The sequence below is a fragment of the Comamonas sp. 23 genome, assembly GCF_049601575.1.
Classification (GTDB): domain Bacteria; phylum Pseudomonadota; class Gammaproteobacteria; order Burkholderiales; family Burkholderiaceae_C; genus Comamonas; species Comamonas squillarum.
Window position 1 is genome coordinate 443,713 of sequence record NZ_CP187127.1, and the last position, 14,563, is coordinate 458,275.

14 protein-coding genes are annotated in these 14,563 nt (G+C 66.9%); 5 read left to right on the plus strand and 9 right to left on the minus strand.

The annotated features are described in order from the left end of the window. Positions 1–12: 12 nt before the first annotated feature. Positions 13–531 carry a CMD domain protein gene (locus ACPEE1_RS01780; RefSeq protein ID WP_116927594.1) on the plus strand — a complete coding sequence of 173 codons (519 nt, stop codon included), beginning with the start codon at positions 13–15 and terminating at the stop codon, positions 529–531. Further along, on the plus strand, positions 528–1,139 hold the full coding sequence (locus tag ACPEE1_RS01785) for a peroxidase-related enzyme (protein ID WP_021024826.1): 612 nt from the start codon (positions 528–530) through the stop codon (positions 1,137–1,139). The genes ACPEE1_RS01780 and ACPEE1_RS01785 overlap by 4 nt, the downstream gene beginning before the upstream one ends. 97 nt (positions 1,140–1,236) lie before the next feature. Here the strand turns inward: ACPEE1_RS01785 and ACPEE1_RS01790 are convergent, their stop codons facing one another. From ACPEE1_RS01790 to ACPEE1_RS01825, 8 genes are all read right to left on the minus strand, one after another. Beyond that, the gene (locus ACPEE1_RS01790) at positions 1,237–2,610 is read right to left on the minus strand and encodes an LLM class flavin-dependent oxidoreductase (protein ID WP_423935043.1); all 1,374 of its coding nucleotides are present in this window, start codon (positions 2,608–2,610) and stop codon (positions 1,237–1,239) included. A gap of 30 nt (positions 2,611–2,640) precedes the next feature. Beyond that, complete coding sequence (locus ACPEE1_RS01795) at positions 2,641–3,204, minus strand: carboxymuconolactone decarboxylase family protein (protein WP_116927591.1); 564 nt, start codon at positions 3,202–3,204, stop codon at positions 2,641–2,643. 2 nt (positions 3,205–3,206) lie between these two features. Beyond that, positions 3,207–4,112, minus strand: coding sequence for a branched-chain amino acid ABC transporter permease (locus tag ACPEE1_RS01800; protein WP_116927590.1), 906 nt, complete (start codon positions 4,110–4,112; stop codon positions 3,207–3,209). Next, a complete protein-coding gene (locus ACPEE1_RS01805) occupies positions 4,109–4,972 on the minus strand; it encodes a branched-chain amino acid ABC transporter permease (protein WP_232539479.1) in 864 nt (287 codons plus the stop codon). The genes ACPEE1_RS01800 and ACPEE1_RS01805 overlap by 4 nt, the downstream gene beginning before the upstream one ends. Next, positions 4,972–5,694, minus strand: a complete 723-nt coding sequence (locus ACPEE1_RS01810) for an ABC transporter ATP-binding protein (protein ID WP_116927589.1) — start codon at positions 5,692–5,694, stop codon at positions 4,972–4,974. The genes ACPEE1_RS01805 and ACPEE1_RS01810 overlap by 1 nt, the downstream gene beginning before the upstream one ends. Then, complete coding sequence (locus ACPEE1_RS01815) at positions 5,691–6,467, minus strand: ABC transporter ATP-binding protein (RefSeq protein WP_116927588.1); 777 nt, start codon at positions 6,465–6,467, stop codon at positions 5,691–5,693. Before ACPEE1_RS01815 ends, ACPEE1_RS01810 begins: the two co-directional genes overlap by 4 nt. Next, positions 6,464–7,690, minus strand: a complete 1,227-nt coding sequence (locus ACPEE1_RS01820) for an ABC transporter substrate-binding protein (protein ID WP_198424340.1) — start codon at positions 7,688–7,690, stop codon at positions 6,464–6,466. The genes ACPEE1_RS01815 and ACPEE1_RS01820 overlap by 4 nt, the downstream gene beginning before the upstream one ends. A gap of 167 nt (positions 7,691–7,857) precedes the next feature. Then, positions 7,858–9,402: a YifB family Mg chelatase-like AAA ATPase gene (locus tag ACPEE1_RS01825; protein ID WP_116927586.1), complete on the minus strand. Its 1,545-nt coding sequence runs from the start codon at positions 9,400–9,402 to the stop codon at positions 7,858–7,860. 327 nt (positions 9,403–9,729) lie between these two features. On the opposite strand from ACPEE1_RS01825, the gene ACPEE1_RS01830 reads away from it, so the two are divergent. The 3 genes from ACPEE1_RS01830 (at position 9,730) to ACPEE1_RS01840 (ending at position 12,216) form a co-directional block, all read left to right on the plus strand. Next, positions 9,730–10,461, plus strand: a complete 732-nt coding sequence (locus tag ACPEE1_RS01830; RefSeq protein WP_116927585.1) for a TorF family putative porin — start codon at positions 9,730–9,732, stop codon at positions 10,459–10,461. 43 nt (positions 10,462–10,504) lie between these two features. Continuing rightward, a complete protein-coding gene (gene glnK / locus ACPEE1_RS01835; protein WP_027010591.1) occupies positions 10,505–10,843 on the plus strand; it encodes a P-II family nitrogen regulator in 339 nt (112 codons plus the stop codon). Between the two features lie 65 nt (positions 10,844–10,908). After that, positions 10,909–12,216 carry an ammonium transporter gene (locus ACPEE1_RS01840; RefSeq protein ID WP_043338911.1) on the plus strand — a complete coding sequence of 436 codons (1,308 nt, stop codon included), beginning with the start codon at positions 10,909–10,911 and terminating at the stop codon, positions 12,214–12,216. Positions 12,217–12,304: 88 nt separating this feature from the next. On the opposite strand, the gene ACPEE1_RS01845 is transcribed toward ACPEE1_RS01840, so the two are convergent. Continuing rightward, positions 12,305–14,557 carry an aminotransferase class V-fold PLP-dependent enzyme gene (locus ACPEE1_RS01845; protein ID WP_423935044.1) on the minus strand — a complete coding sequence of 751 codons (2,253 nt, stop codon included), beginning with the start codon at positions 14,555–14,557 and terminating at the stop codon, positions 12,305–12,307. Positions 14,558–14,563: the final 6 nt, after the last annotated feature.

Consider the following 14,563-nt stretch of genomic DNA (forward strand, 5'->3'; position numbering starts at 1 on the left):
AAGGAGTCTTGCATGTCCACATCCCCCAGCGATGACCTGATCGACCGGCTGGTCGGTCTGGCACCGGGCAGCCGCACCTATGCGGCGCGCCACCAGCGTGAAAAGGTGGTGGCCGCCACCCAGGGCAGCTACCAGGCGCTGTTTGATCCGGCGCTGCCGGGCATCAGCCTGGCCGAGCGCCTGCTGGTTGCGCTCTACGCCTGCCGCCTGACCCCTGCGCCCGAGCTGGTTGCCCACTACCGCGAACGCCTGCAGCAGCTGGCAGTCGATGCTGCACTGATCGCCGTCGCCGAGACCGGCCAGCCCCAGGATGCGCAAGACCCGCGCCTGGCCGCCATGCTGGCCTTTACCCGCACCCTGATCGAGAACCCGATCGAGGGCGACAAGGCGGCGCTGGAAACCCTGCCAGCCGCAGGCATCAGCACCCCGGCCGTTGTGGCGCTGTCGCAGCTGATCGCGTTTCTCTCCTACCAGGTCCGCCTTGTCGCCGGCCTGCAAGCCATGAAAGCATCCGAGGAGGCCACCGCATGAGCACGCCCGCCGCATTCCAACCCGCCCAGGTCATCCGCGCCCACGGCTTTACCAACGAATCGCTGGAGTGGAAGGCCTGGCTGGATGTGGTCCAGCTGGGCCAGGCCACGCCCGACCAGATGGCCGTGCTCGAAGAAAGCCACCCCAAGGCCAAGACCTCGGACTACTACCTGTTCCTGGTGCACCAGCCGCTGATCCTGCGCGAGCGCTCCACCGCCTTCAACGCCATCATGTATGCGCCCGGCGGCCTCTCGCGTGCCGAGCGTGAGCTGGGCTCCACCGTGGTCTCGCGCATCAACGGCTGCGTCTACTGCGCGTCGGTCCATGCGCAGCGCTTTGAGCAGCTGGCCAAGCGCAGCGACACCATCGCCCAGGTGTTCGAAGAGCCCGCCACCGCCGGCACCACGGCGCGTGAAAAGGCCATCGTGCAGTTCTCGATCAAGATCACCGAGCAGCCCGCCGCCATCAACGCCGCCGACATCGATGCGCTCAAGGCCGAGGGCCTGAACGACGGCGAGGTGCTGGACCTCCTGCACTCGGACGCGATCTTTGCCTGGGCCAACCGCCTGATGCTGAACCTGGGCGAGCCGCTGATGCCGGAAGCCTAAAGCGGCTGTCTGCGCTGATGTGCCAACCCCCATCGCCTGTTTCCGGGTGGTGGGGGTTGTTTTTTGTGGGTGGTCCTTGTGGCCGTCTGCTGGAACATCAGCGCCGGTAGGCGGCGCCCGGATGGCTGGCCGGCAGCAGCTTGCCCCCTGCCGGGAACAGCTTTTCGCGCAGTGTCCCTTGCGCATAGCGCGTCTTGAACATGCCCCGGTTTTGCAGCTCGGGGATCAGCAGGTCGACGATGGCGTCCAGGCTCTCGGGCATGACGGTGCGCACAAGGTTGAAGCCGTCGATATCGCTCTCGGCGACCCAATGGGCCATCTGGTCGGCCACATCAACCGGCGAGCCGATGAAGACCGGTGCGCGCGCACCGACGGGGCTGAAATCCAGCAGATCGCGGACCTTGGGCGGCTGTGGCGTGTTGCGGGTCAGGTGCTCGACGGTGGACTGTATGGCATTGGTCTTGGCAAAGGGCAGCACATCGTCCAGACCCAGCTGGGACAGGTCCATGCCGGTCCAGCCCGAGACCAGCGCCAGCTGGCCGGCGCTGTCCAGGTAGCGGCGGTAGTCGTCGCGCAGGTCCTGGGCTTCGGCGGTCGTCGGCGCAACGATCACGGTGGCGCCCAGCAGGGTGAGCAGATCGTAGGGATCGCGCCCGGCGTTGCGGGCTGATTCGCGCAAGGCCTTCACCGATTTGGCCGCTGCCGCAGGTGTGGGGCCATTGATAAAGCAGGCCTCGGCATGGCGGCCGGCAAACTGCTGGCCGCGCGCGGAGCTGCCAGCCTGGTACAGCAGGGGTGTGCGCTGGGGTGAGGGCTCGGCCAGCGCCCGGCCATGCACGCGGTAGTAGGGGCCGTCATGGGCGACGGCATGCACGCGCTCGGGGTGTGTGAACACGCCTGTGTCCTTGTCGCGCACGGCAGCACCGGCCTCCCAGCTGCCTTCCCAGAGCTGGTAGATCGCGGCCATGAAGTCTTCGGCTACCTCGTAGCGCTCGTCATGGTCGCGCAAGCTATCGCTGCCCAGGCCGCGCGCGCCGCTTTCCAGGTAGCCGGTGACGATGTTCCAGCCCAGGCGGCCGTTGGTCAGGTGGTCCAGGGTGCCAAAGCGCCGTGTGAAGGAAAACGGATGGTCGTTGCTCAGACTCGATGTCACACCAAAGCCGATGTGCTCGGTCACCAGGGCCATGGCCGAGATGAGCATCGTCGGGTCGAGCTGCGGGGACTGGGCCCCTGCCACCAGCGCCGCATCGGCATTGCCCGCGTAGACGTCGTAGATGCCAAACACATCGGCGATAAAGATGCCGTCGAGCAGGCCGCGCTCTGCCGTGCGGGCCATGCCCGCCCAGTAGCGCAATTGGTGGTATTGCGCCTGGTTGTCGCGCGGGTGCTTCCACAGGCCCGCCCAGTTGTGGGAGGGCGCGGCCATCTGAAAAGTGTTGAGGCGCAGTTCACGCCGGGGCTGTCGGCTCATTCCCATAAATCCATCACGGTGCCTCTGCCCTTAGACCTGCGCCGCCGCCTCGCTGGCTGCCGGGGTGGCCAATGGCGCGGTCTGCACCTGCAGAATGTCGTTGAAGCGGTTGAAGGCGCCGCACAGCGCGGTGCGCCAGGTCAGCTCCACAATCTGCGCTTCGCTGAAATGCTGGTGCAGGCGCGCAAAGATTTCGTCGCGCGTCTGGCTCCAGTTGCGGGTCACGGCGATCGCGTACTCCACCACCAGGCGGTCCACCTCGTTCAGTTCAGGGTGGCTGGCATAGTCCAGCAAGGTCCGCACGCCTTCGGCCGATAGGCCTTCGACGAGCAGCTTGGGCCCATGGTGGTCGATGCAGTACTCGCATGCATTGAGCAGCGAGACGGTGACGATGGCCAGCTCGGTGTAGCGCTTGGGCAGCACCGCTTCCTGGCCCAGCTGCAGCAGCAGCGCCCAGGTCTGCGAGAAGATCGGCAGGCGCTGCGCCATGACGCCGGCCTGGTCGGCAAAGTCGCCAGCGGCCAGCATGCGGTCCCACAGCGGCTGCTCTGCGGCGGGCAGGTCGTCGCGGGATTTGCGGGTGATTCGGGACATGGCTATTTTCCTTGAGAGCGGGGGCCGAGCCGGTACTCCGGCAGCAGGCCGTTGGGTTTGAAGATCAGCATCGCCAGCAGCAGCAGGCCCACCAGCGACAGGCGGATGGCGGCCAGCTGCGTGCCATCGAGCCAGGGCACGACGCCGGCCAGCATGCGGCTGCCTTCCAGCAGCAGGATCACCGTGAAGCCGGCAACCAGCACGCCGGCATGGCTGCCGCGCCCACCCAGGATCACAGCCATGAAGGCGTAGGCCGTCAAGATGGTGCTGAACTGGGTCGGGTCGATATAGGTGTAGTAGAAGGCGTGCAGGCTGCCGGCAATGCCCAGGATGGCGCCGCCCAGCGCAAAGCTGCGCGCCCGCACCCAGAGCACGTTCTTGCCCAGCGCCTCGGCCACGCCCGCGTCCTCGCGCGTGGCGCGCAGCAGGCGGCCAAAGGGCGAGCGCGCCAGGCGCTGCAGCACCACAAACACCAGCGCCAGCCAGACCAGGCAAAAGCCCAGAAAGAACAGGTCGCGCCAGGCGCTGGGCACCAGCTCGGCAAAAGGCCGCACGATGTTGGGGATGCCCAAGGTGCCCCGGGTCAGCCATTCCTCGTAGCTGATAAAGAGCCGCAGCGATTCGGCAAAGCCCAAGGTGACGATGGCCAGGTAGTCCTCGCTCAGCCGTACGGATATCAAGCTGACCAGCGCACTGGCCGCTGCCGTCAGCAGCAGCGCCAGCAGCATGGCAGCGAGCGGCGGCAGGCCCTGCATCTGCAGCAGGCTGCAGGCATAGGCGCCCAGCATATAAAAGCCGAACAGGCCAAAATTAACCAGGCCACCCAGGCCCCACTGCAGGTTCAGCGCCAGGCCCGACAAGGTGGCGATGACCACCAGCACCAGGGTTGCAATCAGATAGCTTGTCATTTGCGCACCCACTTGGCACCAAAGAGACCCTGCGGGCGCAGCAGCAGCAGCAAGGCCATGACCCCAAAGGCCACCACCGTGCGGTAGTGGGGCGGCAGCAACAGGGTGGCCAGCTCTTCGGTCACGCCCAGCAGCAGCGCGCCCGCCACTGCCGCCATCGGGCTGCCGATACCGCCCAGAATGGCTGCGGTAAAGACCGGCAACAGGTAGTTCCAACCCATTTGCGGATCCACATTCGAATCGAGCCCGATCAGCACGCCCGACAAGGTCGCCATTGCGGCGGCCAGCGCCCAGACCGCGGCCGTCACCTTTTTGCGCGAGATGCCGCGCACGTCCGCCAGATCGGGGTTGTCGGCCACCGCCTGCATGGCCCGGCCCAGGCGCGTGAAGCGGAACACCAGCCACACGAGCGCCAGCGCCACCAGCACGCAGACCAGGGTGATGAGCTGCTCCTGGTTGACGCGCAGGCCGAGCAGGCGCGCGGGCCGGGCAATCTCCACACCAAAGCCGCGCGGCGCATTGCCGGCGACCAGGCGCACCAGGTTCTCCAGCACCAGGCCCAGGCCGATCGAGGCCACCAGCAAGGTGACGCCCGAGCGCCCGCGCAGCGGCGCAAACACCAGCCGGTCGAGCAGCAGCGAAAGCGCAACGCTGAGCGCCATGCCGGCGGCCACCGCCAGCGGCAGCGGCCAGCCCAGCGGGCCGTTGAAGGCATAGACCAGGTACGCGCCGGTGGTCACCATCGCGCCAATGGCGTAGTTGGCAAAGCGCAGCACGCTGAAAATCAAGGCCAGCGACAAGGCCGGCAACGCAATGAGCAGGCCCGATACCAGGCCGTTGAAGATGAGTTGCGCCAGCATCAGTGCGCTCCCAGATAAAGACTTTGCAGCTGGCCGTTGGCCAGCAGCTCCTGGCTGGGCGCGCGTGCCCGCACCTGGCCGGCGACCAGCACCAGGCCCCGGTCGGCAGCGGCCAGACCCAGGCGGGTGTTCTGCTCGATCATGAACAAGGTGACCCCGGTGTGCGCCACGCGCTGCACCACGTCAAACAGGCGCGATGCATTCAGCGGCGACAGGCCCGCCGAGGGCTCATCGAGCGCCAGCAGCCGGGGTGAGGGCATCAGCGCCGCGCCCATGGCCACCATCTGCCGCTGGCCGCCGCTGAGCAAGCCAGCGGCCACGTTCAGCTTGGGAACGATCTCGGGAAACAGCGCCAGCACCGCATCGAGCCGCTCGCGCAAGGCCCTGGCGCCACCGCTGGCGATGAACTCATGGCCGAGCTTGAGGTTGTCCAGCACCGAGAGGTTGCGGAACACATTGGCCTCCTGCGGCACATAGCCCAGCCCCAGGCGTGCGCGGCCCGGCGCATCGAGGGCGGTGATGTCGCGGCCATCCCAGATGACGCGGCCCGACTGCGGGCGGATCAGCCCGGTCACGACGCGCATCAAGGTGGATTTGCCCGAGCCATTGGGGCCGACGACCACCAGGCTGGAGCCGGGTGCGACATCCAGACTCACGGCATGCAGTACGGCGCGCGCGCCGTAGCCGGCCACGACGCTGTCCAGACGCAGTTCGGCGCTCATGCCACACCTCCGAGGTAGGCCTCGACCACCAGCGCGTTGGCAGACACCTGGGCAAAGCTGCCCTGGGTCAGCACCTTGCCCTGGGCCAGCACATACACCGGGTCGCACAGCGCGGCAATCATGTCCATGTTGTGTTCCACAATGGCAAAACTCATGCCTTCGGCCTGCAGGCTGCGGATGAAGTCCGCAATCTCGCCGACCAGCACCGGGTTGACGCCGGCCGCCGGCTCGTCGAGCAGCACCAGCCGGGGCTTGAGCATCAGCGCGCGGCACAGCTCCAGCAGTTTCTTCTGGCCGCCCGAGAGGCTGTCGGCCCGGTCATGCGCCAGGCGCCACAGGCCCACGCGCTCGAGCAGGGACTGGGCTTGCGCCATCGCCTGGGCTTCGTGCTGGCGGGCGGCCGCCGTGTTCAGCAGCGCATGCCAGAGCTTTTCGCCGGGCTGCTGGGGAGCGGCGAGCAGCAGGTTCTCCAGCACGGTGAGCGCGCCCATCTCGCGCGAGATCTGAAAAGTGCGGGTGAGCCCGGCCTGGGCGCGGCGGTGCACGGACCAATGCGTGATGTCCTGGCCGTCGAACAGCACCCGGCCGCCCTGGTGGGCCTGCTGGCCGCCCAGCACGTTGAACAAGGTGGACTTGCCCGCGCCATTGGGCCCCACCATGCCGGTGATGCCGCCGCGCGCAATGCGCAGGTGGGCACCGTCCAGCGCGGTGAATTCACCAAAACCTACATGAACATCCTGAACCCTGAGCAGATCGTCTGTCTGCAGGCTCATTTGGTGGTGCCCACCAGCTTGCTCACGCCGTTGAGCACGCGGTAGTGGCCGTAGTCCAGGTCCACCTGGTCGCCATTGGGCGCAAAGCGGAAGTCCGCCGTCGCGCCGGAGTAGCGGAAAGGCTTGCCTGCGCGAATCAGCTGCAGGCCCTGCACGGGGTCGTGCACATCGGGACCTTTGGTGTTGACCACATTGGCGATTTCCTTGCTGAAGTCGGCCGCCTTGGCGCTCTTGGCTTTTTCGATGGCCAGCGCCAGCACATTGATCTCGTCAAACACATTGGCGCCAAAGGCGACGATGGTGCCTTCGGGCTGCTGCGTTTGCTTGAGGTAGAGCTGGTAGCTGGCGTTGTTGCCCACCGGCGTGGCCTGCACATGGTTCACGCCTTCGGCGGCGGCCTTGCCCACGTTCTGCACAAACTTGCCGCCGCTGTCGGCCGCATGGCTGAAGGTGTAGAGCTTGCTTTCGTAGCCGCTGCGGTAGATCTCGCGCACGATGGCGCTGAACTCGGGGATATAGCTGGGCAGGAAGACCGCATCGGGCTTCTTGCTGAAGATCTTTTCCACCTCGGCCCGGTACGAGGGCTGGTTGGGGTTGAAGTAGAGGGTGTCAAGCACCTTGCCGCCTTGCTGCGCAAAGCGCTCGGCAAAGGGCTTGACGGTGCTGAGCGTGAAGGGCGTCTGCAGCACCAGGATGGAGGCGGTCCTCGCGCCATCCTTGTAGGCCACATTGGCAAAGGCCTGGCCCCAGTTCTTGCCATTGGTCTGGAAGCGCCAGACCAGGCCCTTGTTGTCGCCCTCGGTCAGCTCATCGGCCGAGCCTACGGGCAGCAGCGCAACACTCTTCTCGAGTGCCACCGGGCGCACGGCCAGCGCCACCGCGCTGCTCCACACGCCGGTGATCGCGACCACACCATCCACATCGATCAGCTTGCGCGCGGCCGACACGCCGGCTGTGGGCGTGGTCTCGTCATCGGCGACGACGATCTCCAGCGGACGGCCCAGCACACCGCCATGTGCATTGATATGGGCTGCGGCTGCCTTGGCCGCCGTTTCCTCTTCCTTGCCATAGGCGCCACCCGATCCGGTCAGCGGGGCCAGCAAGCCGATACGGATGGGGGCGCCGCTGGGGGCACTGGCTGCACCTGCCGCACTGGCACCGGCCACCACACAAAGCGACGCTGCCGCCACGCCCAACACCCGCCACTGACCCAATTTGCTCACGCCCATATCCGCTTTCAAAAAACCGCCGTTCGCAGCAGGGCTGCGCGGCGCAAAAGGGGGATTGTGCGAAGTCAGCGTTGCGGGAGGAACTAATTTTTCTGACTTACTAAACGCGTTTTCTGCATAAGGGTGGACATGCGGCAGCGCTGCCCGCGTGCATGTGCTGCCTACATGCCGCTGCTGCCCAGCAGCGCCCGCCGGTACTGCACCGCCTCGGCCACATGGGCCGGGCTGATGGTCTCCGACTGCGCGAGATCCGCAATCGAGCGCGCCACACGCAAGCTGCGATGGATGCCGCGTGCCGACCAGGCCAGCTGGGCGGCGGCGGTTTGCAGCAGCTGCAGCGCAGCGGGCTCGGCATGGCAGTAATCGTCGAGCGCCTGGCCTTGCAGCTGCTGGTTGAGCATGCCCTGGCGCTGCAGTGACCGGGCGCGGGCAGCGGTCACCCGCTCGCGGATGGTGGCGGTCGATTCGCCGGCCGGGGCGGTCAGCAGCTCATCGGCGGGCAGGGGGCTGACTTCCAGGTGCAGGTCAATGCGGTCGAGCAAGGGGCCGCTGATGCGGGCCTGGTAGCGGCTGACCTGGTCGGGCGAGCAGCGGCAGGCGCGCTGGCGCGAGCCCCGAAAACCGCAGGGGCAGGGGTTCATCGCGGCAATCAGTTGGAAGCGGGCGGGAAAGGTGGCCTGCTGCGCGGCGCGGGCGATGCTGATCTGGCCGGTCTCCAGCGGCTCGCGCAGTGCTTCGAGCGCGCTGCGCGGGAACTCGGGCAGTTCGTCCAAAAACAGCACGCCGCAATGGGCCAGCGATATCGCACCGGGCCGGGGCGGACTGCCGCCGCCCACCAGGGCCACGGCGCTGGCGGTGTGGTGCGGCGCCATCGTGCTGCGCTGGCCCCAGCGCTGGGCATCAAAGCTGCCGACCAGGCTGTGCACGGCGGCGTTCTCCAGCGCCTCGGCCACGCTCAAGGGCGGCAGCAGGCCGGCAAAGCGCTGGGCCAGCATCGATTTGCCAGCGCCCGGTGCGCCCAGCATCAGCAGGTTGTGGCCGCCTGCGGCAGCGATCTCCAGCACCCGCTTGCTGGCCGCCTGGCCTTTGACATCGGCCATGTCGGCGCCGGGGGCCTCGGGCGGGCGGGGCTGGGCGGGCATGCGCTGCCACTGGCTGGGCGCTGCATCGGGCTCGGCGCTGGCGGCCTGGGGCGCAAAGTGCTGCACCACGTCCAGCAGGTGGCTGGCGCGGTAGACCTCGGCATCGGGCACCAGGGCGGCATCCTCTGCACTGCCCGGGGGCAGCACCTGGCGCACCTGCTGGCCGCGCTGGTGCAGGTCCATGCTGGCGGCCAGCGCGCCGCGCACCGGGCGCAATGCACCCGACAGCGACAGCTCGCCGGCAAATTCATAGTCCTTGAGCCGGTCCGCATCGATAGCGCCGCTGGCCGCCAGAATGCCGACCGCGATGGCCAGGTCGTAGCGGCCCGACTCCTTGGGCAGATCGGCCGGTGCCAGGTTGACAGTGATGCGTTTGTTGTGCGGAAACTCCAGCCCGCTGTTTTGCAGCGCTGAGCGCACACGCTCACGCGCTTCCTTCACTTCCAGATCGGCCAGGCCGACCAGGGTAAAGCTGGGCAGGCCATTGGCCAGATGGACTTCGACGCTGACGGGATGGCCGGTGAGCCCGACCAGGGCCCGGCTGTGCACCACGGCGAGACTCATGGGCGGGCTTCCTTGTTGTTTTGCACCTTTTTGGTGCATTGCGAAGCACCTCTTGGAGGCACGGCTGCCACCAGCATCGCAAAAGTCGCTGGCAGCAACAAGTGGCGACAGCCCGGGGAAGGCGTGGCGGCGGCGCCGGCCTGCCATCCCGCGCCCCCGGCCGCCCTGTGGCGGCTCAGAACGTAAGCATTTGCAAAAAAATATAGCGCGCTGCGCTTGTCTGGTGCGCGCAACGCAGCGGGTAGCGCTGGGTTTGGCACGCTCTGTGCATTGTGCTTGCCACAAACGGATGGGTCGAATTCATCAACAAGGAGTGTGGCAATGGCAATGAGCAACAGAGGCTGGATGGTGGTGGCGGGTGCAGCGTTCCTGGCGCTGCCAATGGTGGCAAGCGCGCAGCTGACCGCCAATGTGAGCGTGACCACGAACTACAAGTTCCGCGGTCAGGACCAGAAGTCCTCTAGTGCCCAATGGGTCAAGCCCGCACTCCAGGGAGGGGTCGACTACGCCTTTGGCGACAGCGGCTTTTATGTGGGGAACTGGAACTCCACCGTCGACTGGCTCGACAACAACAAGCTGGAGATGGATTTCTACGGTGGCTACAAGTTCAAGGCCGCTGATGTGGATTGGGATGTGGGTCTGCTGACCTATGTCTACCCCGGCAACACGCTGGGCAACACCACCGAACTGTATGGCTCGGGCACCTACGGTCCCGTGACCGTGAAGTACTCGCACACCGTGTCGAAGGATTACTTTGGCTGGGCCGGCACCAAGTACGACAGCACGTACAAGGGCCGCAACACCGGTTACCTGAATGTGGCATTCGCCCAGGAAGTGGCGCCCAAGACGACCTTGAAGCTGGCCGTGGGCTATACGCGCTTTTCCAGCGACATCAAGGACCTGGGCGTGCCCAACTACCTGGACTACAGCGTGGGCGGTGCCTATGACCTGGGTGATGGCTTCTCGCTGAGCGCTGCCTGGGTGGGCGCCAACAAGACGGGTGCCTTTGGCTTTGTGAACAAGGGTCGCGCGATCGTATCGCTGACCAAGGCTTTTTGACGCAGCGCCGCTGCAATAAGTGACGACAGGAGAGACTATGAACATGAAACTGGTAGTGGCGGTGATCAAGCCCTTCAAGCTCGATGAAGTGCGTGAGGCGCTGTCCGATATTGGGGTGCAAGGCATCACGGTGAGCGAGGTCAAGGGCTTTGGCCGTCAGAAGGGCCATACCGAGCTGTACCGAGGCGCCGAGTACGTGGTGGACTTCCTGCCCAAGGTGAAGCTGGAGATTGCGGTGGCCGAGGACCTGGTGGACCGGGTGATCGAGGCCATCGAGAACGCAGCGCGCACCGGCAAGATCGGCGACGGCAAGATCTTTGTCTCGCCGCTGGAGCAGGTGGTGCGTATCCGTACCGGCGAAACCGGCCCGAACGCGATCTAAAAAACAGCGCTCCGCGCTGGCAAGGCGCGCGCAACAAGCCAATTTATCTTGAAGGTGTGAACAACATGAGACGACTTCTTTCCTTGGCAGGGCTGGCGGCAGTGGCACTGGCCACTGCGGGCAACGCGGCTGCGGCCGATGCGGCAGCTCCCGTTCTGAATGCAGGCGATACCGCCTGGATCATGACCTCGACCATGCTGGTGATCCTGATGGTCATCCCGGGTCTGGCGCTGTTCTATGGCGGTCTGGTGCGCAGCAAGAACATGCTGTCGGTGCTGGCCCAGGTGTTCACGATCTTCTCGCTGATCACTGTGCTGTGGACCATCTACGGCTACTCGCTGACCTTCTCCGGTGAAGGCAACTTCTTTGGCGACTTCGGCAAGGTGTTCCTGATGGGCATCACGCCCGATACCTTGTCGGGTGCGATGGCCACTGTGCCGGAGTATGTGTTCGTCTCGTTCCAGGCCACGTTCGCCGCCATCACCGTGGCGCTGATCGTCGGTGCCTTTGCCGAGCGCATCAAGTTTGCGGCCGTGATGATCTTCGCCGTGCTGTGGTTCACCTTCAGCTACCTGCCGATTGCCCACATGGTCTGGGGCGGTGGTCTGCTGGGCAAGGATGGCGCGCTGGACTTTGCCGGCGGCACCGTTGTGCACATCAACGCCGGTGTGGCCGGTCTGGTGGGCTCCTATGTGCTGGGCAAGCGCCTGGGCTTTGGCCGCGAAGCGCTGGCTCCGCACAACCTGACCTTGACCATGGTGGGCGCATCGCTGCTGTGGGTGGGATGGTTCGGCTTCAACGCCGGCTCGGCAGGTGCTGCCAACGGTATTGCGGGCCTGGCCTTCATCAACACCATCGTGGCCACCGGCGCAGCCTGCGTGAGCTGGTTGGTGTGCGAGACGCTGCACAAGGGCAAGCCCTCGATGCTGGGTGCCGCTTCGGGTGCCGTTGGTGGCCTGGTGGTCATCACCCCAGCCGCCGGTTTTGTCGGCCCCATGGGTGCCATCGTGATGGGTCTGCTCGCCGGTGCTCTGTGCCTGTGGGGTGTGTCCGGTCTCAAGCGGCTGCTCAAGGTCGATGACACCTGCGACGTCTTCGGTGTGCACGGCGTGGGCGGTATCCTGGGTGCCATCCTGACCGGTGTGTTCTGCGCCTCCAGCCTCGGCGGTGTCGAGCCAGAAGGCTACAACATGGCCCACCAGATCTGGGTGCAAACCAAGGGCGTGCTGATCACCATCGTGTGGTCGGGTGTGGTGGCCTGGATCTCGTACAAGGTGGCAGGTTTGCTGACCGGTGGTCTGCGTGTGACGGAAGAAGCCGAACGCGAAGGCCTGGACATCACCTCCCACGGCGAAGCGGCCTACGGACGTTGATTCTTGCGGATACTCCTTGGGGGGCCGGACGGGTGCACAACCCGGCCGGCCTTTTTTTATGCGCCGTGCTGGCGGTTGAAATGCGTTCTCAGACGGATGCCGTGGCGCGCTCTGGCCACAGCGCCAGGCCGCCAGCCACGCTGAAGGCCTGTTGGTGGCCCAGCCGGCGCAATGCATGGGCGGCCTGGGCGCTGCGGTTGCCGCTGCGGCAGTAAAACACCACGGGGGTATCGGCCGGCAAGGCCAGCCACTGCGGCAGCGCATTGAGCAGGCCCGACAGCGGCACGGCCTGGCTGCTGGCGCCATCGTCCAGGCCAGGCGCCTGGCCCAGCTGCTGTTCATAGGGCTCGCGCACATCCACCAGCAGCGCGGCGCTGCCGGCCTGCTGCAGCGCCTGGGCACGGGCCACGGGCAGCTCCACACACACGGCGGGCGTGGCGGCATCGACGCGGGCGCCGCAGGCCATCGTCTGGTAGGCGGTGGGGGCCAGGTCCTGCTCCAGCGCGGCCTTGGCAGCGGCAAAGGCGGCGGCATCGAGCTGGCCTTGCAGCACGCCGGCCAGCAGCGGCTGGGCTGCAGCTTCAACGGCCAAGGTGCAGGCAAAGCGGTTGTCATAGTCATGGCCGGGCAGCAGCAGGGTTTGCGGGCCCACGGCCCGGGCCAACAGGCGCAGGCTGTCCGCATAGGCGAGCGGCGCGCTCTGCACAAAATCGCTGCGGCCCAGCGCGCCGGGCAGCACGGTATCGCCCACCAGTGCCAGCTGCAGCTGAGTGCCTTCATGCAGCAGGTAGGCGGTGGAGTCTTCGGTGTGGCCGGGCAGCGCCAGGCGGCTTAAGCGGTAGGCGCCCAGCGTGATCTGCGTGGCGCCTTGGGGCCAGCCCAGCGCATCGACCGCGCCCGTGGCCTGCAGCGCAGCGGGAACGGCAGCGCGCAGCTCGGCCGCCGATGAGGCATGGTCGCCATGGCTGTGGGTATCGAGCACGGCCGCCAGGGTAAAGCCCCGGCAGCGCAGCCATTGCGCCAGGCGCTCGACCAGCTCGGGCAGCGGATCGACGACCACACAGCGCTGGCTGGCAGCATCGGCCAGCAGGTAGCAGCAGGCGCCGTCAACGACAAAGCGCGTCAGCAGCGGGGCTGTGCCATGGGCGGTGTCCTCAGGCGCTTCCACCAGACAGTTCGCGCGCAGTGCCGCGCCGCAGGCGCGGATGCGCTGGCAGGCCTCGGCGATCATCTCGGCCGAATCGGCCGCGCCAAAGGACATGCGCACCGCAGCAGCCGTCTGCCAGGCGGGCAGGCCCATGGCCTCGAGCACATAGCTGGGCTGCGCCTTGCTGGCACTGCAGGCCGAGCCGCCACTCACCCGCAGGCCGGCAGCGTCAAACAGATCGAGCAGCAGCTTGGCGCTGAGGCCCGGCACGGCAAAATTCAACGTGGTGGGCAGGCACAGCGCGGGCGGCGCATTGAACACCAGGCCGGCAAAGGCCTCGCGCAGTGCGGCTTCGAGCTGGCTGCGGTGGCCCGCCATCGTGGCGGCGCTGGCAAAGCTGCTGCCGTCCCGCAGCGCGCGCAGCACGGCGCCCAGCGCGGCAATGCCGGCCATGTTCTCGGTGCCGGCGCGCAGCGCGCCTTCCTGCCCGCCGCCGGCCAGCAGCGGGGTAAAGGGCGCGCCCTCACGCACATAGAGCATGCCCACGCCCTTGGGGGCATAGAGCTTGTGGCCGGAGAACGGCGCGTAGTCGATGCCGCGCTCTACCGGCTTGAGCGCCAGCTTGCCCAGCGCCTGCACGCCATCGACCAGCCACAGCGCCGGGCTGCCGCGCAGCGCATCGGCAATGCCGTCCAGGTCGCTGATGACGCCGGTTTCGTTGTTGGCGGCCATCGTGCACACCAGGCCGGCCGAGGGTGCCTGCGCGCGCAGCCAGGCCAGGTCATGGCGGCCATCGCGGCCCACGGGGATGGCGGCAATCGGCAGGTGCAGGCCGAGTACGGCGTTCCAGTGCTTGAGGGCCTCGGGCACGGCCTTGTGCTCGGTCGCGCCATAGAGCAGCTGCAGCACAGTGCTGTCGCCGGCCTCGCGGCGCTGGCGCAGGGCGCTCAGCGCCGACAGCACGGCGGTCTGGATGCCCTCGGTCGCACCGCTGGTGAACAGCAGCTGGCCGCTGGGCACGCCCAGCACCTGGCGCGCGGCGGCACGTGCTTCGTCGAGCAGCGCGCGGGCCTTGAGGCCGCTGCCATGGATGCTGCTGGGGTTGCCGTAGGCATCGGCCATCACCGCCAGGGCGGCGGCGCGGGCTTGGGGGAGAACGGGGGTGGTGGCGTTGGCGTCGAGGTAGATTTCCATGCCCAA

What these genes read in the sequence shown, in the direction of transcription:
- ACPEE1_RS01780 (WP_116927594.1), top strand. Translation starts at nt 13, where the DNA reads ATGTCCACATCCCCCAGCGATGACCTGATCGACCGGCTGGTCGGTCTG.
- ACPEE1_RS01785 (WP_021024826.1), top strand. Translation starts at nt 528, where the DNA reads ATGAGCACGCCCGCCGCATTCCAACCCGCCCAGGTCATCCGCGCCCAC.
- ACPEE1_RS01790 (WP_423935043.1), bottom strand. Translation starts at nt 2,610, where the DNA reads ATGAGCCGACAGCCCCGGCGTGAACTGCGCCTCAACACTTTTCAGATG.
- ACPEE1_RS01795 (WP_116927591.1), bottom strand. Translation starts at nt 3,204, where the DNA reads ATGTCCCGAATCACCCGCAAATCCCGCGACGACCTGCCCGCCGCAGAG.
- ACPEE1_RS01800 (WP_116927590.1), bottom strand. Translation starts at nt 4,112, where the DNA reads ATGACAAGCTATCTGATTGCAACCCTGGTGCTGGTGGTCATCGCCACC.
- ACPEE1_RS01805 (WP_232539479.1), bottom strand. Translation starts at nt 4,972, where the DNA reads ATGCTGGCGCAACTCATCTTCAACGGCCTGGTATCGGGCCTGCTCATT.
- ACPEE1_RS01810 (WP_116927589.1), bottom strand. Translation starts at nt 5,694, where the DNA reads ATGAGCGCCGAACTGCGTCTGGACAGCGTCGTGGCCGGCTACGGCGCG.
- ACPEE1_RS01815 (WP_116927588.1), bottom strand. Translation starts at nt 6,467, where the DNA reads ATGAGCCTGCAGACAGACGATCTGCTCAGGGTTCAGGATGTTCATGTA.
- ACPEE1_RS01825 (WP_116927586.1), bottom strand. Translation starts at nt 9,402, where the DNA reads ATGAGTCTCGCCGTGGTGCACAGCCGGGCCCTGGTCGGGCTCACCGGC.
- ACPEE1_RS01830 (WP_116927585.1), top strand. Translation starts at nt 9,730, where the DNA reads ATGAGCAACAGAGGCTGGATGGTGGTGGCGGGTGCAGCGTTCCTGGCG.
- glnK (WP_027010591.1), top strand. Translation starts at nt 10,505, where the DNA reads ATGAAACTGGTAGTGGCGGTGATCAAGCCCTTCAAGCTCGATGAAGTG.
- ACPEE1_RS01840 (WP_043338911.1), top strand. Translation starts at nt 10,909, where the DNA reads ATGAGACGACTTCTTTCCTTGGCAGGGCTGGCGGCAGTGGCACTGGCC.
- ACPEE1_RS01845 (WP_423935044.1), bottom strand. Translation starts at nt 14,557, where the DNA reads ATGGAAATCTACCTCGACGCCAACGCCACCACCCCCGTTCTCCCCCAA.